Here is a 20,171-nt window from a genome sequence, read left to right as displayed (position 1 = left end):
AGGGGGCAGATGACTACACTCTTCGGACGTGACATGACCCGCCGGGATCTGGCCATGCACGCGGGCGCGCTATCGCAGTTCGCTGGCGTGCGGCTGATGACGCTCGGCGACGGGGTCGAGCGCGGGGTGCGGATGCTGGAATTCCGCACCGGCTCGGGGCTGCGCTTCACGGTGCTCGTCGACCGCGCGATGGACATCGCCGATTGTGAGCACGCTGGCCGCGCGATCGGCTGGCATTCCCCCGCGGGGTTCCGTCATCCGGGCTTGCACGAATATGAAGGCGAAGGCGGGCTCGCCTGGCTGCGCTCGCTTTCCGGGTTGATCGTCACGTGCGGGCTCGACCACACCTTGTTCATGGATGAGGCGGACGCCGCGCATTACGTCTACGGCCCACGCCCGACGGTGTCGTCGTCACTCCACGGCCGCGTGGGAACGATTCCGGCGCGGCTGACCGGCTATGGCGAAACGTGGGACGGCGATCGTTGCGCGCTGTGGTGCGAGGGCGTCGTCCAGCAGGCGACCGTGTTCGGCGAGGACCTTCACCTGATACGCCGGATCGAGGCCGACGTCGGTGGCGACACGATCCGGCTGCGCGATCGCGTCGTCAACCATGGCTTCTACCGGACGCCGCACATGTTCTGCTACCACATCAACGTCGGCTACCCGGTGCTCGCAGCAGGATCCCGCTACCTCGCACCGATTCGCGACGTGGTCTGGGCGGCGCACGCAGGCGAGGCGTACTGCGCGCAAGGACAGGGCTATCGAACGATGCCGAGTCCGCGCCTGGGCTTCCACGAGCAGGTCTGGCAGCACGAGCTTGCCGCCGACGCCGACGGGCGCGTGCCGGTCGCACTGGTCAACGACGCGATTGGGCTCGGTTTTCAAGTGACCACGCGCAAGCACCAGTTTCCTTGCCAGTACGAATGGCAGAACTTTCAGGCCGGCCAATATGCGGTCGGCCTTGAGCCCTCGACCAATCACGTCCTTGGCAAACCGTTTGCGCTAGAACGGGACGAGCTGATCTGGCTCGAGCATGGCGAGGAGCGGCATTACGACACCGAGCTGACCGTCCTCGACGGCGCCGACGCCATTGCCGCGGCGGAGGCGCGGATCGCCGCGCTCGCCATTCAGCCCGACGCTGACTTCCCCGAGCCCTCCGGCACCTTTGCCTCCATTTCAAGGACGGCGCGATGAGCAACCTCGCACGCACGATCCTCTACACTGGCGCCGCCGGCGGGCTCGGCCTGCCAACGACGCTTGCCCTCATCCGGCAGGGCGCGACCGTGATCGCGGTCGATCACGATCCCGCGAAGATGGCAACGCTGGAGGCGACCCTGCCGTCGCACCAGCGTCCGCGGTTGATCACGCTCGCGACCGACCTGTCGGATCTCGTCGGGTGGCGGGCTGCGCTGGAAACGGTGATTGCGCGCACCGGCGGCATCGACGTTGTCATCAACAACGCCGCGATCTACCCGTCGAAGCCCTTCGAGACCTATACGATCGAGGAGCATCAGGCGGTGCAGCGCGTCAACGTCGACGCCGGCATCGTCGCGTTTCAGGCCGCCCTGCCGGGGATGAAGGCGAAGGGTTGGGGCCGCGTCGTCAACATCGCCAGCGTTACGCTTTATGGTGGCTGGGCGCTGCTGTCGCCCTATGTCGCGTCGAAGGGCGCGCTGATCGGGCTGACGAGGGCCTGGGCGCGCGAGTTCGGCGGCGACGGCATCACCGTCAACGCGATCGCGCCGGGCGCTTTCCCGACCGATGCCGAGGCGATCCATCCCGATCCCGAAGAGTATGCGCGCTTCGTGCTCGACCACCAGGCGGTGAAGCGCCGCGGCGCCCCCGCCGACATCGCCGCCGCCATCGCTTTCCTGGTCTCCGACGAGGCGGGCTTCATCACCGGCCAGACGCTAAACGTCGACGGCGGCTGGATCATGCATTGACGACAAGGGAAGGGCGACGCTCATGCAAATTCTAGAGGGTTACCGCGTCCTCGACTGTTCGATCGCGATGGCCGGGCCATTCGCGGCGCAGCGACTGGGCGATCTCGGCGCCGACGTGGTGAAGATCGAGCCGGTGACGGGCGAGTGGCAGCGCCATGCCTCGGCCGGGGGCGCGCGCGGCAACCGGATCAACGTCTCCTTCCTGTCGCTCAACCGCAACAAGCGCTCGCTCGCAATCGATCTCAAATCGGCGGAAGGGAAAGCGGTGCTGCTGCGGCTCGTTGCCGATGCAGACGTGTTCGTTCAGAACTACCGCCCCGGTGTCGCAAAGCGGCTGGGGGTGGATTACGACACGCTGGCGGCGATAAACCCGCGCCTCGTCTACGTGTCGATGTCAGGCTATGGCGAGAGCGGACCGTACGTTGATCGGCCCGGGCAGGACCTGCTGCTTCAGGGGCTCTCCGGCGCGATGCTGTCGACCGGGCGGGCGGGTGATCCGCCCCAGCCGGCCGGGCAGTTTCTCGCGGATGCGGTCACCGCTTATACTGCGTTCGAGGGCGTCCTGGCGGCGCTGCTCCACCGCGAGCGAACGGGGGAGGGGCAGCTCGTTCAGGTCAACATGCTCGATGCCGTGACGACGTTCCAGATGCAGGAACTTTCGGTCCACACCGTTGGCGGAAAGCCGCAGACCCGCTCGGCCGAGCCGCACGCGCACAGCTTCATCCGGGCACCGTACGGCGTGTTCGAGACAGCGGATGCGTTCATCGTCATCGCCTTCGCGAGCCTGGCCAAGTTCGGCGCGCTGATCGGTGAGCCGTCGTTTGCGGGCATGGACGACGAGACCGACAGCTGGGCGCACCGTGACGCGATCTTTGCCGCCACCCGTGCTCGGCTGAAGGCGAAGACAACGGCTGAGTGGCTCGACATCCTGCTACCCGCTGGCATCTGGGCAGGGCCGGTGCACGGCTATGCCGATCTGCTCGCCGATCCGCAGGTGGCGCACAACGGCACCTTCGTCGAATACGACCATTCCAGCGAGGGCCGGGTGAAGACCCCCGGTTTCCCAATCCGCTTCTCGAAGACGCCCTCGTCCGTCGCGCGCGGTGCGCCGCAGGTGGGCGAGCACAGCCGCGAGGTGCTGGCGGAGGCAGGGTACGACGCCGCCGCAATCGACGCGTTGCTCACCGGCGGCGTCGTTCGGCAGGATTGAGGATGTATCACGGCCTCACCTGGGATCACCCGCGCGGCTATGCGGCGCTGGACGCGGCGGCCGCGAAGACGGACGGCCTGCTTGTCTGGGACCGCCAGCCGCTGGAGGGGTTCGAAGCCCATCCGATTGCGGAGGTGTGCGCGCACTACGACCTCGTCGTGCTCGATCACCCACATATTGGCGAGGCGGTCGCGGCGCGTTGCCTGCGCCCGCTCGAGGACGTGTTCGGCGTGGACGAGATTGCGACGCTACGGCGAGAGACGATCGGGCCGTGCCTGTCGAGCTATCACTACGCCCAGCGGCACTGGGCGCTTCCACTCGACGCCGCCACGCAGGTGATGGCGTATCGCGCGGACCTGCTCGACGGCCCCGAACCGACGACCTGGGACACGGTCGTCGCGCTGCCGGAGCGGATACCGGTCGCGCTGTCGCTGGCCGGGCCGCATGCCGCGCTGACGCTTTGGTCGATCGTCGCGTCGTTCGGCACCGATACCAGCGACGCCGACCTACTGATCGACGTAGATGCCGGGCTCTCAGCCCTCGACATCATGGCGCGCATCGCTGCGCGTACGCCCGACGCCGTTCGTGCGCTAAACCCGATCGGGCTGCTCGCAGCGATGGCGGCGGGGGACACGATCGCGCTCTGCCCGCTCGTTTACGGTTATGTGAACTACGCCCCGACGATCACATTCGCTGACGCGCCGCGCGCCCAAGCGAGCACGCGACCCGGATCGACGCTCGGCGGCACCGGCATCGGCGTCTCCGCGCGTTGCAATGCTTCGCCGGCACTTCTGGACCACCTCCGCTGGCTGATGAGCGCGGAAGCGCAGATACGCTTCATCCCCGATCACGAGGGGCAGCCGAGCCGTCGCGCCGCCTGGCACGACGATGCGGTGAACAAGCGCTGGGGCAACTTCTACCGTGCCACCGCCGCAACCCTTAAGGCGGCCCACGTCCGCCCCCGCCACGACGGCGCGATCGCGTTCCAGACCGCGGCTTCGGCTGCGATCCGCGATGCGCTGGCGCAAGGGCAACCGCATCGGGTTTTGCTCGACGACCTCCAGCGGCGGTACGCCGCATCTCGCCAACCGGGTGCCGAACGATGACCGACGCATTACTCTTCGAGATCGACGGACCGGTCGCCACGATCACCCTCAACCGTCCCGACAAGTTCAACGCCGCGACACCCGAAATGTCGAAGGCGATCGTCGCCGCGACCGAAGAATGCGACCGCAATCCACAGGTGCGCTGCGTGATCGTCACGGGCGCCGGCCCCAAGGCGTTCTGCGCCGGCTCCGACATCGCCACGCTCGACGGTTATGCGACGCCGTGGGACTTCCGGAACCGCACGGACTATTGCGACGCGATCCACAGGATGCGTAAACCGAGCCTTGCCGCGATCAACGGCCATGCGCTCGGCGGCGGACTGGAGACCGCCTTGTCCTGCGATATTCGCATCGCCAGCGCGAACGCGAAGTTTGCCGCGCCGGAGATCAAGCTTGGTTGGATCGGCGGCGGCGGGATGGCCGCGCTGCTGACCAACGCGGTGGGCAGCTCGCACGCGGCGCTGATGGTGATGACGGGCGACCCGATCGACGCCGCGCGCGCGCTCGCGTGGGGCCTGGTGAGTGAGGTTGTCGAGCCCGATGGGCTGATGGCGCGCGCCCGCGCGCTCGCTGCGACGATCTCATCGCGCGCGCCGATCGCGGCCGAGACCGCCAAGGCCAACCTGCATGCCGCCGCCACAATGCCGCTCGATCAGGCGATGCGCTACGAACGCGATCTGCAGGCGATCTGCTTCGCGACCGACGACGCGCGCGAAGGCCGCGCCGCTTTCGCCGAGAAGCGCGTGCCGGTGTTCAACCGGCGATAATCTACGTTCAGATGTTGGAGAATGAGTATGCGGCTTGACAGGGCAATCGTTGCGATCGCGGCCAGCGTGACCGCGGTCGGCGCGCAGGCGCAGCTTGCACCCGCGCTCGACATCCCGACCTTCAAACCGGTGGATGCCAGTCGCGCCCATACCGCCGGTGTAATCCAAATCTCGCGTCGGCCGACGCCGGTGCCGATCGTGCTGGCGGTGTCGCCGGGGGGCTCGGACGACGGCGACGGCTCGGCCGCGCGTCCGTTCGCCACCCTTGCGCGCGCGCAGGCCGCAGTCCGGCGGCTGAACCGCGATCACGACGTCACCGTGCGGCTCGCCGACGGCACCTACCGACTGCCGGCCCCGCTCCGCTTCGCCGCCGCGGACGGCGGCCAGAACGGCTACACCGTCCGCTGGGAAGCCGCACCTGGTGCAAGTCCGGTGCTGTCCGGTGGGGACGGCGTGACTGGCTGGGCAATCGCGGACGCGAAGCGCGGCATCTGGAGCGCATCGATCCCGCGCGGCATCGATCCGCGGCAATTGTGGGTCGGCGGGCACATGGCGCCTCGAGCGGCGGTGCGCGCACCGCGTACCGCCGTCCGCTTCGACAAGGGCGGGATCGAGATTACCGATCCAGCGTGGCGCTTCCTGGCGACACTGCCCGATCAGCGCCGGATCGAGGTGGAGGCGACCGGTTGGTTCACCGATCGGCACGCGATGGTGGACCGGATCGAGGGCAACCGCATCGTCATGCAACAGCCGGGCTGGCGCAACAACTTGGTCGGGTATGATACGTTCGCGCGCTCCGTCTGGGGTGACAACGCCGGGCTGTTCTTCGTCAACGCGCTCGCCTTCCTGCGCGAGCCCGGACAATGGTATGCCGATCCGGCGCTCGGCAAGCTCTACTACAAACCGGCAGCCAATGAGGACATGACGAAGCTCGAGGTGGTGCTGCCGCGCCTCGAGATGCTCGTCTCGATTGCCGGCGGCTATGACGACGCAATCAAGGACCTCCAGTTTCGCGGGATCAGCTTTCGCCATACCAGTTGGTTGTTGCCGTCCGGGCCGGAGGGTTACGCCAGCCAGCAAAGCGGTTCGTTCCTGGCCGGCGACTGGGTGGGCTATCCCGACGATCCGATCCGCGACTGCTCGTGGGGATGCTGGGCCTTCGAGGCGATGCGAAACCTCTGGCGCCAGCAGCCCGCCGCGGTGCAGGTCGCCGCGGCGACCCGCGTCGTCTTCGACCATGACGAGTTTACCCAGCTCGGGCAGATCGGGCTGGGCATCGGCAACAATCCCGATGCCAACGACAGCGGTATCGGCCTGGGCACGACGGCGATCGAGGTGCGGCGGTCCCGCTTTACCGATCTCGCGGGCGGGGCAATCATGGTCGGTGGTGTGCAGCCCGACGCACACCATCCCTCGCGTCCGGAGATGGCGGTGCGCGACATCCTGATCAGCAACAATCTGGTGCGCACGGTGTCGCAGCACTATCGCGAGCAGGCCGCGATCCTGGTCACTTATGCCAGCGGCGCAGTGATCTGGCACAACGACGTGTCGGGGACGCCCTACGACGGGATCGATGTCGGTTGGGGGTGGGGGGTCAATGATCCGGGCGGCAGCGCAGCCTATCTGACGGCCAACCGGGGGTATTACAGCCAGCCGGGCAATCTGATGTACGACACGCCGACAACGCTGCGCGACACGGTCGTTGTCGGCAACCGCGTGCATGACGTGAAGCAATGGTTCCCAGACGGCGGCGCGATCTACCATCTGTCAGCGGACCCTGGCGCGCTCATCGCGGAGAACCACATCTACGACGTCAAGGACGGGATCGCGCTCTACCTCGACGAGGGCTCGCGCTACGTCACGCTACGAAATAACGCAGTCAGCAACGTCGGCGTCTGGCTCAACCTCAATTCGCAGAACGACATCGCGCCACGGCGTACCGCGCAGGACAATAGCGCTGTCGGCAACTGGCACGATTCCGGACGGCGCACCGGTGCTTGGACCGAGTATCTAAACAACCGCGACATCGAAAACATCGATGTGCCCAAGGGGAAGTGGCCCGCTGCGGCGCAACAGGTCATCGCACGCGCGGGGATCGAGCCCGAGCAGCCCTGACGCGGAAGAGATGCCGCCGACGCCTCCTTTCGGACCCGAGATGTGTTTTTCGATATCTCAGAATACGTTCTGTAAAATATCTCTTTGCTATCTCGCTTATATTGTTGGCATAATCGCATTCATAAGAGAAGGCGCCACGCCAAGCCGCGTGTGCAGCATTCTCAAGACGGGAGATGGGAATGACTATGCGTCGGGTGGGATCGCTGCTTCTGGCAATCATCGCGGGCACCGTGCCGAGCGGTGCGACGCGGGCGCAGGTGCCCAATACCATCCTTTATGGCGTTGCCTATTACGACGAATACACGCCGGTCGACCGAGTCGATGAAGACGCGCGCATGATGAAGGCGGCAGGGATCAGTGTCGTCCGCATCGCGGAGTCTACATGGGGCACCTTAGAGCCGCAGCCCGGCGTGTTCGATTTCACCCATGTCGATCGCATGCTCGCCGCGATGCAAAGGCAGGGCATTAAGGTAATCGTCGGAACGCCCACCTATGCGGTGCCGACCTGGCTCGCCCGGCAGCATCCAAATGTGCTCATCGTTCGCCCGGACGGTGTCCGGGCGCAATATGGCAGGCGGCAGAACATGGACATCACCGATCCCGACTACCGTGCAGCGGCCGAGCGCGTGATCGTCGCGCTGGTCGAGCATGTGAAGGATCATCCTGCGGTCATCGGCTATCAACTTGATAACGAGACGTCTTCCTTCAATACCAGCGGCCCTGCGGTGCAGGCGGCGTTCGCCCGGTCGGTCAGGGCGAAATGGCCAAGCCTCGATGTCCTCAACAAGGCGTGGGGCCTGAATTACTGGTCGAACCGGATCAACCGGTGGGAGGACTTCCCGTCCACCAACGGCTCGATCAACGCGAGCATGTCCAACGCCTTTGCAGCCTATCAGCGCACCCTCGTCACCGATTTCCTGGCGTGGCAGGCGAAGCTCGTTCGCACCCATGCCCGACCGGGCCAGTTCATGACGCAGAACTTTTCGTTGGGCTGGCGCGATGGTTCCTATGGCATCCAACCGGAAGCCGACCACTGGAAGGCGGCTCGCCCGCTCGATATCGCCGGCATGGACATTTATCATCCAACCCAGGACAAGCTGACCGGCGCGGAGATCGCCTTTGGCGGCGACGAGGCCCGCTCGATCCGCAATGGACAAAATTATCTGGTGCTGGAAACCGAGGCCCAGGGCTTCCCGCAATGGACTCCTTATCCCGGCCAGCTTCGTCTGCAGGCGTATAGCCATCTCGCTTCCGGCGCGCAGCTGGTCGCCTATTGGCATTGGGCAACCACCGCCAATGCCGCCGAGACTTACTGGCGGGGGCTGCTGTCACAGGACTACAAGCCCAATGCGGAGTATGCAGCGGCGAAGGAGATCGGTGCCGAGATCGCCCGGCTCGGACCGAAGCTGGCAGGCATGACGAAGCACAATCAGGTTGCGGTGTATGTGAGTAACGCCGCCCAGACTGCCTTCGATTCGTTCAAGCCGGCGGGAATTGAATATAATCAGGTGATGCGCCCCTTCTACGATGCACTCTATCGAATGAACGTCGAAGCCGACATTCTGTCGCCGGACAGCACGGCAAAGCTCGATACTTACAAGCTCATCATCGTGCCTGCGCTGTACGCGGCGAGCGATGCCGAGATCGAGCGGCTGAACGACTATGCCAAGCGCGGCGGGCATCTGCTCTATACCTTCAAGAGCGGCTTTTCGGACGAGAACACGACGGTCCGCTTTGCTACACAGCCAGGTGCGATCGCCGAAGCGGCTGGCGTCACCTACCAGGAGTTCACCATCCCAGTTGGGGTCACACTGGCAGGCAATCCGTTCGGGGTTTCGGACGGTGACAACACGGCGCGCTGGTGGATGGAGATGCTGAAGCCTACTACTGCAAAGGTCGTGGCGCGCTATCAGCACACATCATGGCCGGCTGCCGCTGCGATGACCCGTAACCGCTGGGGCAAAGGCGAGGTTAGCTACGTTGGCTTCATGCCTAGCGACACCTTGGCCAGCAAGATTGTCGCCGCCGAGGTTACGCGTGCAGGTGTCTCGCCATCTGTCCCCGGCGTGCAATTCCCACTGATCGTGCGCGGCGGCACGCTGAAGAACGGCCACACGGTCCGGTACGTGCTCAACTATTCGGCGGTGCCACAGCATATGGCGGCGCCCGCCGCAGGCACCGAACTGCTCCATAAGCGCAAGGTGACGCGCGGCGGATCAATTGACCTTGCCGCGTGGGACGTCGCCATCATCGAAGAAGAATGATCTTACTAGGGTCAGGATTCATAGCCACCAAGTGACGGCTGCCACGAGGCAGATCGCGCGCCAAGTTGGTAGAGAGCTTGTCGTGGCGGGTAGCAATGCGGCGATAATCCTTCAGGCGGCAGATCATGCGTTCAACAACGTTTCAGCCATTGTAGAGCGAGCGCGAGAAGCAGCTTTTCCAGCGCCGGTTCGCCTTGGAGGAGATATTGGGCACGGCACCCTGGCGCTCGATAAGGTCGAGCGGCCGAAGCGTGCCAAATTCCTATCATCCTACGGCCGCTCGTCCATGTGTGGGGCGGACATGAACGGATGTCTGAAATTGCGGGGCGCGCAACGACCGCTGAATGTCGTCTTATGGGTCACGGTGGATCATCGATAGCCCGCGGCCTGAAGTTCGAACAATTCAGCATAGCGGCCCCCTGCAACAAGCAGGTCGTCATGGGTACCTGATGCCTCCACCTTGCCGTCGCTAAGCACTAAGATGCGGTCTGCCATGCGAACGCTGGAGAAGCGGTGCGAGATCAGCACCGCAGAGCGTCCCGCGCTCAGTTCCCGGAAGCGCTGGAACACCTCGTACTCGGCGCGCGCGTCCAGCGCTGCGGTAGGTTCGTCGAGGATCAATACTTGGGCATCGCGCATGTAGGCGCGAGCGATCGCCATCTTCTGCCATTCGCCTCCGGAAAGGTCGACACCGTTCCGGAACCGCTTTCCGATCATCTGGTCGTAACCGTCGGGCAGTTTGGCAACAACGTCGTCGGCAAGTGCGGCGAACGCTGCCGCCTCGATCCGCTCACGATCCCCGCGCGCCTCGATGCGACCGACGGCAATGTTGTCGGCGGCAGGCAAATTGTAGCGCACAAAGTCCTGGAAGATCACGCCGATGGCGGCGCGCAGACCGTCAAGATCGTATTCGCGCAAGTCGCGCCCCTCTAGCAGAACGCGCCCCTCTACCGGATCGTACAGCCGGGCCAGCAGCTTCACGAGCGTGGTTTTGCCTGCGCCGTTCTCGCCGACCAGTGCGACCACCTCGCCCGGCCCCAGCGTGAAGGAGAGGTGCCGTACCGCCCATCGTTCGGCGCTTGGATAGCGAAAGCCAACATTCTCGAAAACGAAGCCTTGGCGAACGGGATCGGGGAATTGCAGCGCTCCCTCCGGTGAGCGGATACCGGGCTCGGTCCGAAAGAAGGAGAACAGATCGTCGATGTACAGTGCTTGGCCGGCGGTCGAAGAAAAGCCGGTGAGCAGTCCTTCCAGTAGCCCGCGGAGCCGCAGGAACGAGGCCGCAAGGAAAGTGAGGTCGCCAATGGTGATCGCCCCAGTCACGGCTCGCCAAGCAATGTAGGCGTAGGCGGCGTAATAGGCGATCGTGCCAAGAGCCGCGAAGCCCGAGCCCCAAACCGCCCGGCGCAGCGCCAGCCGTCGGCTCGCGCTGTACGTGTCGCGTGAGATGGTACGATAGCGGTCGATAAGAAAAGGGCTAAGGCCGAAGATCTTGACCTCTTTGGCTGTGTCCGCGCTGGCGGCGACCTGTCGTACGTAATCCAGCTCCCGCCGTTGGGGTGTTCGCATGTAGCTGAGCGCGTAGCTAAGAGCGTTAAAGTGCGCTTCGCCGAGGAACGAGGGTACCAGAGCGATGGCGAGCAGCACGATCAGCCACGGGGCGTAAACGACCAAGCCCGCGGCGAAGGTCACGACCGTGATGATGTCCTGGGCCTGGCCGAATAGCTGCCCCATCAGCGACATGCGGCCGCTGGCCTGCATGCGCGCGCGATCCATCCGATCCTGGAAGGCGGCGTCCTCGAAGTCGGCAAGATCCAGAGTGGCAGCGTGCTCCATCAGCCTTACGCTCGCGTCGTTGCTGACACGGTCGGAGAGGAGCCCGTCGACGAGTGACACGATTCTGCCAAGGAGGTCGGAAGCGACCGCCAAAGCGAACTCGGCCAGTAGCAGTGCCTCCAACCTATCGAGCAGGCCGGAGCCTAGCCAACCCGTGAGTCCAGCCGGACGAGCCGTAAGGTGGGTAAGGTGGACGACCTCGTCGATAATGAGCTTGCCTACGAACAGCGTCGCGACGGGCAGAAGCGCTCGCACCAGCCGCACGGCGCCCGTTGTGGCAGTAAGCAGCCGGCTGCTGCCCCAGACCATGGCTAGGAAGGGTGGTAGATTGCGCAGTGCGCCCAGCCGCTCACGCCAAGTGGTCGGACGGACAGGCATACCGCCGCGCACCTGTCTGACGCCGTCTGCCATTCAGCTACTCCAAATTGGGAGGCTGTCGCCTGCTTTGAACCTGACTGCTGGAGGTGATGAGGTCAGCTGCATGACTCTCGGTACACAATCGGTGGTATCAGGGGTACTCGCTGTTTCCCTCTCAAAGTTGCCAGTTGGGATGTCGGGTTGGGCTGCGGTCGCTTTTGTTAGCCAGATCGAAGGGCGGGCGGATGAATGAGTGTCTGAAGTTGGGAAACGGGCAGAGGCGCGCGAATGGCCGACTATGGGCCCTTGCGGACGATGCCTTTGTGCCGGTTAACGCCTGGAACTTAGCCAACCTTCGTCACTCAGCCAGTCAGCCAAGCGATCTGGCCAGTGCTGGATTGAGATGCGGTCGTTGTGCATGGCGAGGTTGAAACCATGATCCGTGCTGGCGAACATGTGGAGTTCCGCAGGCACACCTGCATCGCGAAGCTGGGTGTAGAGAGCGAGCGCCGGCGGCGCGCAGCAGTGATCAAGAGTACCGGCAGCAATAAAGGCGGGGGGAGCGCCAACGACTGACCTCCCCGGCGTCCCGAGTGGACCGGGATAGATGAGAACCTGAAAATCGGGCCGCGAACTTATGCGATCAATAGCATCGGTTGCTGGCAGGACGGTGGGCGTAGGATTGTCCGCCACCAGCGACACCAGCTCACCTCCAGCAGAGAACCCCATGACGCCGATCCGGCGTGGGTCGAGGCCATAATCCTTCGAATGAGCCCGAACCCAGCGGATGGCCCGTCGGGCATCTGAGGCGGCGTCACCTTCGATCGTGTAAGTAGAGCCCGCCTCCCGTGCGAGCCGGTATTTGAGCACAAAGCTCGTGATGCCGTAGCGGTTCAACGCTCGGGCGGGAACCATGCCTTCGTTTTCGAAGACCAGCATCCGATGACCACCACCGGGGATGATGACAATGGCAGCTCCGTTAGCTCGCACAGCGTCGGGGAGTGAGACAGTTAAGGAAGGGCGATGGACATTGTGGACGTAGGCACCAGCCTCGACCTGTTCTTCCTCTCCCGAATGCCCCTCTGAACCTGGCGCTCCGTTGGGCCAGATCGGAATAGCGGAGTTGTTCGCGTCCAGCGCCAAAATTGCGGGGCACGCCGAGATAAGCAAGAGCATGAGGAAGTGTTTGGGAATTTGCACTAAGCATGGTCTCCTTCGCGCGCGTCTTGCAGGAACGAACGCCGGCCGGAACGTGGCGACTTAAGCAAGCCGCTCCGGCGATACTGATGGTATTGGAGGGAGAATAATACTGCGACCTTGGTCGTAGCTGTACAGTGATAAAGCGAACGCGTGAGGCGGCTCGGAAGCGAGCGTTCGACCTAAACAAATGGCCGAAGGTGGAATGCGCGGAAGGGCGATCGAACGTCGTCTTCTGAGTCTAACCGCCGCGATACGCTCAGAGGAGATCGTCGATACGGATTGGCATTTTGCGCAAACGCCTACCCGTCGCGTGATAGACCGCATTAGCGACCGCGCCGGCTGCGCCGACCATTGACACCTCGCCCAACCCCTTCGATCCAGCACTGTTAAGCAAAGGATCGGGGCGGTCGATGAACGCTACATCGATATCGCTGATATCGGCATTCACCGAGACGACATAGTCGGCCAGATCGTCGTTGAGCCAGCCGCCATAGCGTGGATCGACCTCGGTCGCCTCACGCAGCGCCGAACCGAGCGCCATGGTGACGCCGCCGCGCACTTGGCTGGCGGCGGTGCGTGGGGAGACGACCCGGCCGCAGTCGGCGACGCTCACCACCCGCGGCACGCGCACGCGCCGGGTATGCGGCTCCACATGGACCTCTACGAAGTGCGCAATGTAGCTGAAGCTGGTGAAGGTCGGGTAATCCGGCCCGATCTTGGCGTTCCCGCCGGCGCGTAGCTGGTCGAGCGCGGCGGGTTCCTGTCCGGGTCCGAGGTTGCTGACCTCGACCTGCAGGAATGGGCGGCGGACGGCGACGAGCTGGCGATGGATGTCACCCGCCGGGGTTCGCCCGGCGAGCAGCTCCGCGAGCTGTGCCTTCATTGCCGCCGCCGCCTTTTCTACGACGGGGACGAGCGAGGCGGTGCCCCACGAACCGGCGGTGGTGTGCTGGGGTGCCGCATCCGTATCGCCGATCGCGATCTCCAGCCGCGCCGGGTCGATGCCCAGGTCGCGGACTAGAAGCTGCGCGATTACGGTGCGAATGCCTTGGCCGAACTCGTGCCCGGTCACCGCGATACGCGTGCTTCCATCGGCGCCAATGCGCAGCGTTGCTATCGCCGCGGTCATGTTCGCCGGATAGGCGCCGCCCGCGACGCCCCAGCCGACCAGCGAGCCGTCGGTGAGCGTCATCGAGCCGGGCGCCATCGTCCGCCGCTGCCAGCCGAACCGGCGTGCTCCCTCTGCAAGGCAGTCGTTGAGGAAGCAGGAGGATATCGGGCGTCCACTGAATGGGTCGGTGGTGTTCTCGTGCGCAAGGCGGAATGCCACCGGGTCCTTGCCCAACTTGTACGCGAGTTCGTCGATCGCGCTTTCCAACGCGAAGTGCGCCGGGTGGGGGTGCGGCGCGCGCATGTAGCCGGGGTCTTGCGTGTCGAGCCGGACGTTGGCGGTCGTTCCGTCGTAATTCGCGACGCCATAGGTCTTCGACGTAGATTCATGGTAGCTCGGGGGGAACTGGCCTTTGCGGGACTGCTGGTGTTCCGCATCATAACGGATCGCCGCGATCCGCCCGTCGGTGCTGGAGCCGAGCGTCACGTGATGGCGACTGAGCGGCCGGAAAGTGGCGTTGTGGAAGATCTGGCCGCGCGGAAGCACCAGCTTGACCGGCCGACCGACCAGCATCGCCGCGCGCGCGACGATCGCCGTCTGGCGCTGGACCGCGCCCTTCTGGCCGAATGCGCCTCCGACATAGGCGCTCTTGACCTCCACGACCGACGGATCGAGCCGCAGCGCCTTGGCGACGGCGGCGCGGATCGATCCCGACGACTGCGAGCCCTCGTGGATGGTGAGCTTGCCGCCACGCCACTCGGCCGTGGTCGACAGCATCTCGATCGGGTTGTGGTGCTGCGCTGGCGAGACATAATGCTCGTCTACCGTCGTGTGTGCGGCAGCGAGGACTTGGGGTGTGTTGCCGGCCTGAACGGGTTTTGCTGGCTCGCGCATCGCGCCGGGGCTATCGATCAGCGGCACAAACGGCTCTGCGGCATAGGTAGCGCGGATCGCCTCCGCGCCCTCGATCGCCGCCTCCAACGTCTCGGCGACCACCAGCGCGACCGGCTGGCCGCGATAGGCGATATCGGCCGTGATCGTCGGCGGCGGTGGCTGGCTGCCCTTCTGGGGCGGGGGCGGGGCCGGGAAGTCATCCGCGGTCAGGACCCGCACGACGCCACGCACCGCCATCGCCGGCGCGACCGATAGGGTCGTGATCCGGCCCTTGGCAATTGTCGCTGGCACCATCATCGCGTAGAGCAGCCCCGGTAGCGCGAAGTCGGCCGCATAGCGCGTGGCGCCGAGGACTTTTTCGCGGGCGTCGATCCGCTCGCGGTCGGCAAATGGCGCCGTGGTCATTAGACAGTCCTTCCCACAGCAATGGTCAGCGCGTCGGCGACGGTGCGTTCGCCGAGCTCGACCTTATAGCCATTACGATGTCCGGCTTTGGCATGCGCGAACGCTGCTTTGCCGGCGTCAAGCGCAACTGCGGGCGTCAGCCGCTTGCCGATGAGAAATCGCTCGGCCTCGGGCGCGCGCCAGGGTCGGGTCGCGACGCCGCCAAGCGCGACGTGAGCACGGCCAATGCGGTCGCCGTCCATTTCCAGTGCCACTGCCGCGGAGGCGATCGCGAAGGCGTAGCTCTCGCGGTCGCGGATCTTGTGATAGGTCGAGCGGCGCCCGGCGACAGTCTTGTTGACGGTGATGGCGACGATCATCTCGGCGGGCGCGAGGGTGAATTCCAGGTGTGGTGTGTCGCCCGGCAATCGGTAGAGCGCGGAGATCGGGATATTGCGAGCACCGGCCGGGCCGACCACTTCGACCTCGGCATCCATCGCGGTCAGCGCGACAGGCCAGTCACCGGGCGAAACCGCGGTACAGGCGTCGCTCTGGCCGAGCACCGCCTGCCCACGATCGAGTCCGCCGATCGCCGCGCAGCCCGAGCCCGGCACCCGCTTGTTGCAAGGAAAGACTCCGACGGAGGACGGGTTGCCGCTGCCGTTGCGGAAGTAGAGGCACCGCGTCCGCTGGAGCAGGTTGCCGCCAACCGTCGCCATGTTGCGCAACTGCTGCGATGCCGCCTTCCACAACGCTTCCGCCAGCACGGGATAGTCGTGCACGACCACCGGATCGACCGCGACCACGCTCATCGGCGCGAGCGCCCCGAACCGTAGCCGTTCTCCGCTCGTGTCGATCGCGTCCATCCCGCGGATCGCAGTCACGTCGATGAGGTGCTGGGGCTGTTCGATGTTGAGCTTCATCAGGTCGTACAGTGTGGTGCCGCCGGCGATGTAGCGCGCGCCTACGCCTGCGCCGGCGAACGCCTGCACCGCCTCCGCCGGAGTGGCCGGGCGCGAGTAGCTGAACGGCTTCATGCTTGCCGCTCCATCTTGGCGGCTGCATCCTCGATCGCTTGGACGATCCCGACATAGGCACCGCAGCGGCAGATGTTGCCGCTCATATATTCTCGGATCCGCTCGCGACTGGTCGCATTACCCTCGGCGACGCAAGCCACTGCTGCCATGATCTGACCGGGCGTACAGTAACCGCACTGCAAGGCGTCATGGTCGATGAACGCTTGCTGCATGGGGTGTAGCGTCTGCCCGTCCGAAAGTCCCTCGATCGTCGTAACACGGCGGCCGTCGACCTTGGCAGCAAGTGTCAGGCAGGACGCGACGCGCCGCCCATCCACATGGACCGTGCACGCGCCGCACTGGCCGTGATCGCAGCCCTTCTTGGCGCCTGTAAGCGACAGCCGCTCGCGCAGCAGATCGAGCAGCGATGTCCGCGTGTCGATCTCCGCGGTCGTGGGCCGACCGTTGACCGTGGTGCGCAGGGCAAAGCTCTGCCCCGATGGCTTGGCCGGGGGGGGCGTATCTACCTCCGCCGCCGTCGCGCCCGCCAGCGGCAGCGCGACGAGGACGGCGCTTGCTTGCAAGGTGGCGCGGCGGGTCAGGCTGGTGTCGTGAAACTGTTCGTCGCTAGCCATGCAGGCCTCCTCGGCTTCGCACTTGCTGCGCCTTATCGGCTGGGCGGGTCAAGGTGTTCGTGCAACCCGGTAATTTCAGTGCGAGAGGCAGTTGCCGGCGGAATGGCGGCCAAGGTCGCTGAACGAACGACCGAAGGTGGGTGAGCGTCTAATTATCTCGGGCGTCTACCATTCGGTTAAGCTGCTACAGGGCCGGTCTGAAGCCTGCGTGCGACCCAGTACCAGGGGGTCGGTTTATCTATCGGTGAAGATCACGTGCTCCGAACCATATGACGTCGTCGGGGGCGGTCGTCGTCGCGGGGAGCAGCCTGTCCAGTCCCATCGCCTGGTAGAAGCCGATCGCCAAAGTGTTCCTCGGATCGACGCCGAGGTGAAATCCTGTGGAACCCATTGCTCGGGATCGCTCATGCCAGGCGGTCAACAGCCTGCGACCGTGACCCTGGCCTTTGAGGCGCGGGAGAAGGTTGATGTGAAGGTGGGAAGGGTAGTCCTCTGCCGGCCAATAGGGCGAACGGGGCGGATGATGGATGAGCTGGATGATGGCATCGTCCGCGGCCGAACGCCAACCTGAGCCGCTGAGGGGACACAATGGATAACGCTTTTGCAACGCTGGCCACCACCGTAAATTTAATAGTGGCTCAAATGCCCGAGTCTGCAATGCGCCTACGCAGTATCCGGCAACTCCGTGCTGATCCTCGATGACCAACGCAAGTTCGGGCTCGAAGATGGCATAAGGAGCAGCGTAGACATGCCCGAGCAGTTCTAGGTAGCGGAACTCGCGGGAGGCGTCAGAGCCGCTGTCACCGGTAGCGACGGCGATGGCGTACAGCGAACCGAGGTCGGTCGACGTATAGCTGCGGATGATTGCCATGTGATAAGCGTAGCAGCTGTCTCGAGCTTTTCGAAACTAGCGCCTTAAACCCTGGGTGCGGCATGGAACGGCGCCGGCCAAAAATCAAAACCTGAATTGAGGGCGGCCGTTGCACTGACATGAACAAGAGGCCGAAGTTGGAAAAACAAAGAACCATCGCCAATGTCCGGGACTGGGTCTTCGCGACCGCAAAGCGGACCGGCGGCTAGCGCCCAATGTAGGGCGCTTGATCCCCCGCTCGCGCGGTCCAATAGCGGACGCGAAACAAGCACGGATAGATGACGCATGAAAGCAGGCATAAGCGGGTTGAACCACGTTACGCTGGCAGTTGCCGACGTCGAACGGTCCTTAGCGTTTTACCGGGACGTTCTCGGTTGTGCTGTGCGAGCGGTTTGGGCAGATGGCGCATATCTTGAGGCCGGATCGTTATGGCTCTGCCTCTCACGTGACGAAAACACGCGATCATCACCCCACCCGGATTATAGCCACATCGCATTTAGCGTGCCTGACGTCGATTACGTCGCGCTGAGCGAGCGTGTGACAGCCGAGGCCACAGTTTGGAAGGAGAACAAGAGCGAAGGCGCCTCTACCTACTTCCTCGATCCGGACGGACATAAGCTCGAAATTCACCTTGGCGCGCTGGAGACGAGGTTGGCTCACTATCGGGAGAACCCTGCCAAGGGCGTTCGTGTCTTCGATAACTGATGACGATGGAACGGCGGCTATTGGCATTGCCCGGGAAAAAGCCGCCTGTCCGCTCTCCACCAGTTATCGCCGTTCAGCGGACGATCCGTCGGCCTTGAAACCAGTCTCCAGATGACATTAACGAATGGCAGATGTTGGGGATCTGAAAAGGCGCCTCGAAGGTCCGGATGTGGGTCTTGCCAGCCGCAAAGCGGACCAGCAGCTAGCGCCCAATAGCAGACGATCATCCACATCAAGGCGGAGCCTAGTGGCGGCGAACATGACCGCCATGCTCGCCGCCTGTCACCTTAAGCAGGCTCGGCTACCTTGGGGCCACGACCACGCTTCGTGGTCGATGCGGGGGCCTCGGACTTGGCAGAAGCTTTCTGCCCCGGCTTTCTGCCCAGACCAATCTTCTTCGCCATATCACGACGCATTGCCGAGTAGGACGGTGCAGTCATGGGATAATCGGCCTTCAAACCATAGCGCGCACGATATTGAGCGGGCGTCAGGCCGTTGGTAGAGAGATGCCGCGTGAGCGTCTTGTAGGGCTTTCCGTCGATCATCGAGATAATGACATCCGGATTTGCCAGCGACTTCCGCGCAGTGACCGCAGCAGTAAATTCAGGAACGGCTTCGTCAGCGGTAGCTTCTGCCGGCGCAGTTGAAAGACCGATAACTGCGTCATGCATCGACCTCAAGAATGCCGGGACATCCTCCGCCGACGTGCGCGTATTCGGGTTCGACAGCCATGCCATCGTCAATTCGGCCGCAAGCTCAACAGCGTTCGTAGTTTCATCAGTCAATTTGAGATTCCTTTCAAAGGAGGGGGGGTAGCGAGGACATCGTAAACTCACCCTGAACCTCACAACCTTTCCAGTTGGTTGTCAGGAGTTCCTGAAGCGTCCAAAACCCGATTCAGGTTGGCTTTTGCCCAGCCACTCTCGCCCACACCCGGACATTCAGGCTGGCGATCGACGCGCCCGATAATGATCATTCGTTAAGCGCGATCTTTCCCGTTTCTCCGTCTCCGACAGGCCATTTCGGGAAGGAGCAATTGGGAACAGATCTTAGGAAAGGGGTGCCCCGCACGGCTCTCGGCGCGAATCGCCCGGGCCACTATCCCACTGTGGGTTCCCAATCGGGAATGGCGAGAGAGAAGCGGCGCACGCTTAAAGCGCTGACGCCTTGTTCCAAAGCAATCCCCGTTGCATCATCGTCGCATGATGACGTTCGGCTTCTCCACGCTGCTCGACCTTTTGAGTTGGGTAATCGCTATCACGCTGGGTTTGAAAGTCGTGGCAACGCTCATACTGCTAAACGTCAGTAAGGAAATTTGGGATCGGCCAGGATGGGGTGCCCTTCTATGGTGGTCTAGTAAGATTACACCCTTAATCGCAGTGCCGTGCGTCATATGCATCGCTTGGCTGCAAGGTATGACGGATCAGATTTGGATATTCGTCGGATTGATGGTGTTCGTCATGGTCGCAGTGCCATGGAAAATTCGCCAGCGCCGGGCGCGTATAGCCGATCGAGCAACTGCTAAGTCCATCTCGTAACGTCAAGCTATCGGACGTTCATCACCAACCCCGAGCCATGTGAAGGGGCGTTAGTAATCCGCAGAATTTTGGTACCATCGTTGGCCGGGACAACTCTGGGGTTCCTGTGTAGTCCTGCGCTCGCCTCCAATAGGCCTGGTGATGGGTTCGAAGTGACGAGCTACAGGCTCGCGCTTACCCCTGACATCCAGAACAGGACCGTCGCAGGGCGTGAAGCAA

The 20,171-nt window shown here is 63.9% G+C and carries 16 protein-coding genes and 1 pseudogene; 9 read left to right on the top strand and 8 right to left on the bottom strand.

Annotated features, from left to right (window positions below; genetic code table 11):
- The first annotated feature begins 9 nt into the window (after positions 1-9).
- The 7 genes from RH91_RS02110 to RH91_RS02080 all read left to right on the top strand — a co-directional run bounded on the left by RH91_RS02110 (position 10) and on the right by RH91_RS02080 (position 9,405).
- Complete coding sequence (locus tag RH91_RS02110) at positions 10-1,194, top strand: aldose 1-epimerase family protein (protein ID WP_029623533.1); 1,185 nt, start codon at positions 10-12, stop codon at positions 1,192-1,194.
- On the top strand, positions 1,191-1,943 hold the full coding sequence (locus RH91_RS02105) for an SDR family NAD(P)-dependent oxidoreductase (RefSeq protein WP_010160849.1): 753 nt from the start codon (positions 1,191-1,193) through the stop codon (positions 1,941-1,943). Before RH91_RS02110 ends, RH91_RS02105 begins: the two co-directional genes overlap by 4 nt.
- A gap of 22 nt (positions 1,944-1,965) precedes the next feature.
- Positions 1,966-3,153, top strand: coding sequence for a CaiB/BaiF CoA transferase family protein (locus tag RH91_RS02100; RefSeq protein WP_029623532.1), 1,188 nt, complete (start codon positions 1,966-1,968; stop codon positions 3,151-3,153).
- Positions 3,154-3,155: 2 nt separating this feature from the next.
- Positions 3,156-4,259 (top strand): extracellular solute-binding protein, encoded by a 1,104-nt coding sequence (locus RH91_RS02095; RefSeq protein ID WP_010160846.1) that lies wholly within the window; start codon positions 3,156-3,158, stop codon positions 4,257-4,259.
- The gene (locus tag RH91_RS02090) at positions 4,256-5,026 is read left to right on the top strand and encodes an enoyl-CoA hydratase/isomerase family protein (RefSeq protein ID WP_010160845.1); all 771 of its coding nucleotides are present in this window, start codon (positions 4,256-4,258) and stop codon (positions 5,024-5,026) included. Before RH91_RS02095 ends, RH91_RS02090 begins: the two co-directional genes overlap by 4 nt.
- A 21-nt stretch (positions 5,027-5,047) precedes the next feature.
- The gene (locus RH91_RS02085) at positions 5,048-7,141 is read left to right on the top strand and encodes a right-handed parallel beta-helix repeat-containing protein (protein ID WP_232283386.1); all 2,094 of its coding nucleotides are present in this window, start codon (positions 5,048-5,050) and stop codon (positions 7,139-7,141) included.
- 179 nt (positions 7,142-7,320) lie between these two features.
- Positions 7,321-9,405, top strand: a complete 2,085-nt coding sequence (locus tag RH91_RS02080) for a beta-galactosidase (RefSeq protein ID WP_157136833.1) — start codon at positions 7,321-7,323, stop codon at positions 9,403-9,405.
- A gap of 18 nt (positions 9,406-9,423) precedes the next feature.
- On the opposite strand, the pseudogene RH91_RS23000 reads toward RH91_RS02080, so the two are convergent.
- The 7 genes and pseudogenes from RH91_RS23000 to RH91_RS02050 all read right to left on the bottom strand — a co-directional run.
- Positions 9,424-9,637 (bottom strand): annotated as a pseudogene (locus RH91_RS23000) (IS5/IS1182 family transposase); the annotation flags it as partial.
- Positions 9,638-9,774: 137 nt separating this feature from the next.
- The gene (locus RH91_RS02075) at positions 9,775-11,652 is read right to left on the bottom strand and encodes an ABC transporter ATP-binding protein (protein WP_198283220.1); all 1,878 of its coding nucleotides are present in this window, start codon (positions 11,650-11,652) and stop codon (positions 9,775-9,777) included.
- A 276-nt stretch (positions 11,653-11,928) separates the two neighbouring features.
- A complete protein-coding gene (locus RH91_RS02070) occupies positions 11,929-12,798 on the bottom strand; it encodes an alpha/beta hydrolase (protein ID WP_029623529.1) in 870 nt (289 codons plus the stop codon).
- A gap of 256 nt (positions 12,799-13,054) precedes the next feature.
- On the bottom strand, positions 13,055-15,208 hold the full coding sequence (locus tag RH91_RS02065; protein WP_010160840.1) for a xanthine dehydrogenase family protein molybdopterin-binding subunit: 2,154 nt from the start codon (positions 15,206-15,208) through the stop codon (positions 13,055-13,057).
- The gene (locus tag RH91_RS02060) at positions 15,208-16,224 is read right to left on the bottom strand and encodes an FAD binding domain-containing protein (protein WP_010160838.1); all 1,017 of its coding nucleotides are present in this window, start codon (positions 16,222-16,224) and stop codon (positions 15,208-15,210) included. Before RH91_RS02060 ends, RH91_RS02065 begins: the two co-directional genes overlap by 1 nt.
- Positions 16,221-16,838, bottom strand: a complete 618-nt coding sequence (locus RH91_RS02055; protein WP_010160837.1) for a (2Fe-2S)-binding protein — start codon at positions 16,836-16,838, stop codon at positions 16,221-16,223. Before RH91_RS02055 ends, RH91_RS02060 begins: the two co-directional genes overlap by 4 nt.
- Positions 16,839-17,076: 238 nt before the next feature.
- Complete coding sequence (locus RH91_RS02050; RefSeq protein WP_010160836.1) at positions 17,077-17,709, bottom strand: GNAT family N-acetyltransferase; 633 nt, start codon at positions 17,707-17,709, stop codon at positions 17,077-17,079.
- A 285-nt stretch (positions 17,710-17,994) separates the two neighbouring features.
- Between RH91_RS02050 and RH91_RS02045 the strand changes: the two genes are divergently transcribed.
- Positions 17,995-18,414 (top strand): VOC family protein, encoded by a 420-nt coding sequence (locus RH91_RS02045; protein WP_029623528.1) that lies wholly within the window; start codon positions 17,995-17,997, stop codon positions 18,412-18,414.
- A gap of 287 nt (positions 18,415-18,701) precedes the next feature.
- Here the strand turns inward: RH91_RS02045 and RH91_RS21385 are convergent, their stop codons facing one another.
- Positions 18,702-19,199 carry a MucR family transcriptional regulator gene (locus RH91_RS21385; RefSeq protein WP_010160834.1) on the bottom strand — a complete coding sequence of 166 codons (498 nt, stop codon included), beginning with the start codon at positions 19,197-19,199 and terminating at the stop codon, positions 18,702-18,704.
- 417 nt (positions 19,200-19,616) lie between these two features.
- Here RH91_RS21385 and RH91_RS22995 point away from each other — a divergent pair, with 417 nt between their 5' ends.
- Positions 19,617-19,952: a hypothetical protein gene (locus RH91_RS22995; RefSeq protein WP_010160833.1), complete on the top strand. Its 336-nt coding sequence runs from the start codon at positions 19,617-19,619 to the stop codon at positions 19,950-19,952.
- The last annotated feature ends 219 nt before the right edge of the window (positions 19,953-20,171 follow it).

Source organism: Sphingomonas sp. PAMC 26617 (assembly GCF_000242835.1).
GTDB lineage: Bacteria > Pseudomonadota > Alphaproteobacteria > Sphingomonadales > Sphingomonadaceae > Sphingomonas.
The sequence above is the reverse complement of the archived record's forward strand: the minus strand, read 5'-3'. Positions and strand labels throughout refer to the sequence as shown.

Coding starts and splice junctions, on each gene's coding strand:
- RH91_RS02110 (WP_029623533.1), top strand. CDS start 10: ATGACTACACTCTTCGGACGTGACATGACCCGCCGGGATCTGGCCATG.
- RH91_RS02105 (WP_010160849.1), top strand. CDS start 1,191: ATGAGCAACCTCGCACGCACGATCCTCTACACTGGCGCCGCCGGCGGG.
- RH91_RS02100 (WP_029623532.1), top strand. CDS start 1,966: ATGCAAATTCTAGAGGGTTACCGCGTCCTCGACTGTTCGATCGCGATG.
- RH91_RS02095 (WP_010160846.1), top strand. CDS start 3,156: ATGTATCACGGCCTCACCTGGGATCACCCGCGCGGCTATGCGGCGCTG.
- RH91_RS02090 (WP_010160845.1), top strand. CDS start 4,256: ATGACCGACGCATTACTCTTCGAGATCGACGGACCGGTCGCCACGATC.
- RH91_RS02085 (WP_232283386.1), top strand. CDS start 5,048: ATGAGTATGCGGCTTGACAGGGCAATCGTTGCGATCGCGGCCAGCGTG.
- RH91_RS02080 (WP_157136833.1), top strand. CDS start 7,321: ATGACTATGCGTCGGGTGGGATCGCTGCTTCTGGCAATCATCGCGGGC.
- RH91_RS02075 (WP_198283220.1), bottom strand. CDS start 11,652: ATGGCAGACGGCGTCAGACAGGTGCGCGGCGGTATGCCTGTCCGTCCG.
- RH91_RS02065 (WP_010160840.1), bottom strand. CDS start 15,208: ATGACCACGGCGCCATTTGCCGACCGCGAGCGGATCGACGCCCGCGAA.
- RH91_RS02060 (WP_010160838.1), bottom strand. CDS start 16,224: ATGAAGCCGTTCAGCTACTCGCGCCCGGCCACTCCGGCGGAGGCGGTG.
- RH91_RS02055 (WP_010160837.1), bottom strand. CDS start 16,838: ATGGCTAGCGACGAACAGTTTCACGACACCAGCCTGACCCGCCGCGCC.
- RH91_RS02050 (WP_010160836.1), bottom strand. CDS start 17,709: ATGGCAATCATCCGCAGCTATACGTCGACCGACCTCGGTTCGCTGTAC.
- RH91_RS02045 (WP_029623528.1), top strand. CDS start 17,995: ATGAAAGCAGGCATAAGCGGGTTGAACCACGTTACGCTGGCAGTTGCC.
- RH91_RS22995 (WP_010160833.1), top strand. CDS start 19,617: ATGATGACGTTCGGCTTCTCCACGCTGCTCGACCTTTTGAGTTGGGTA.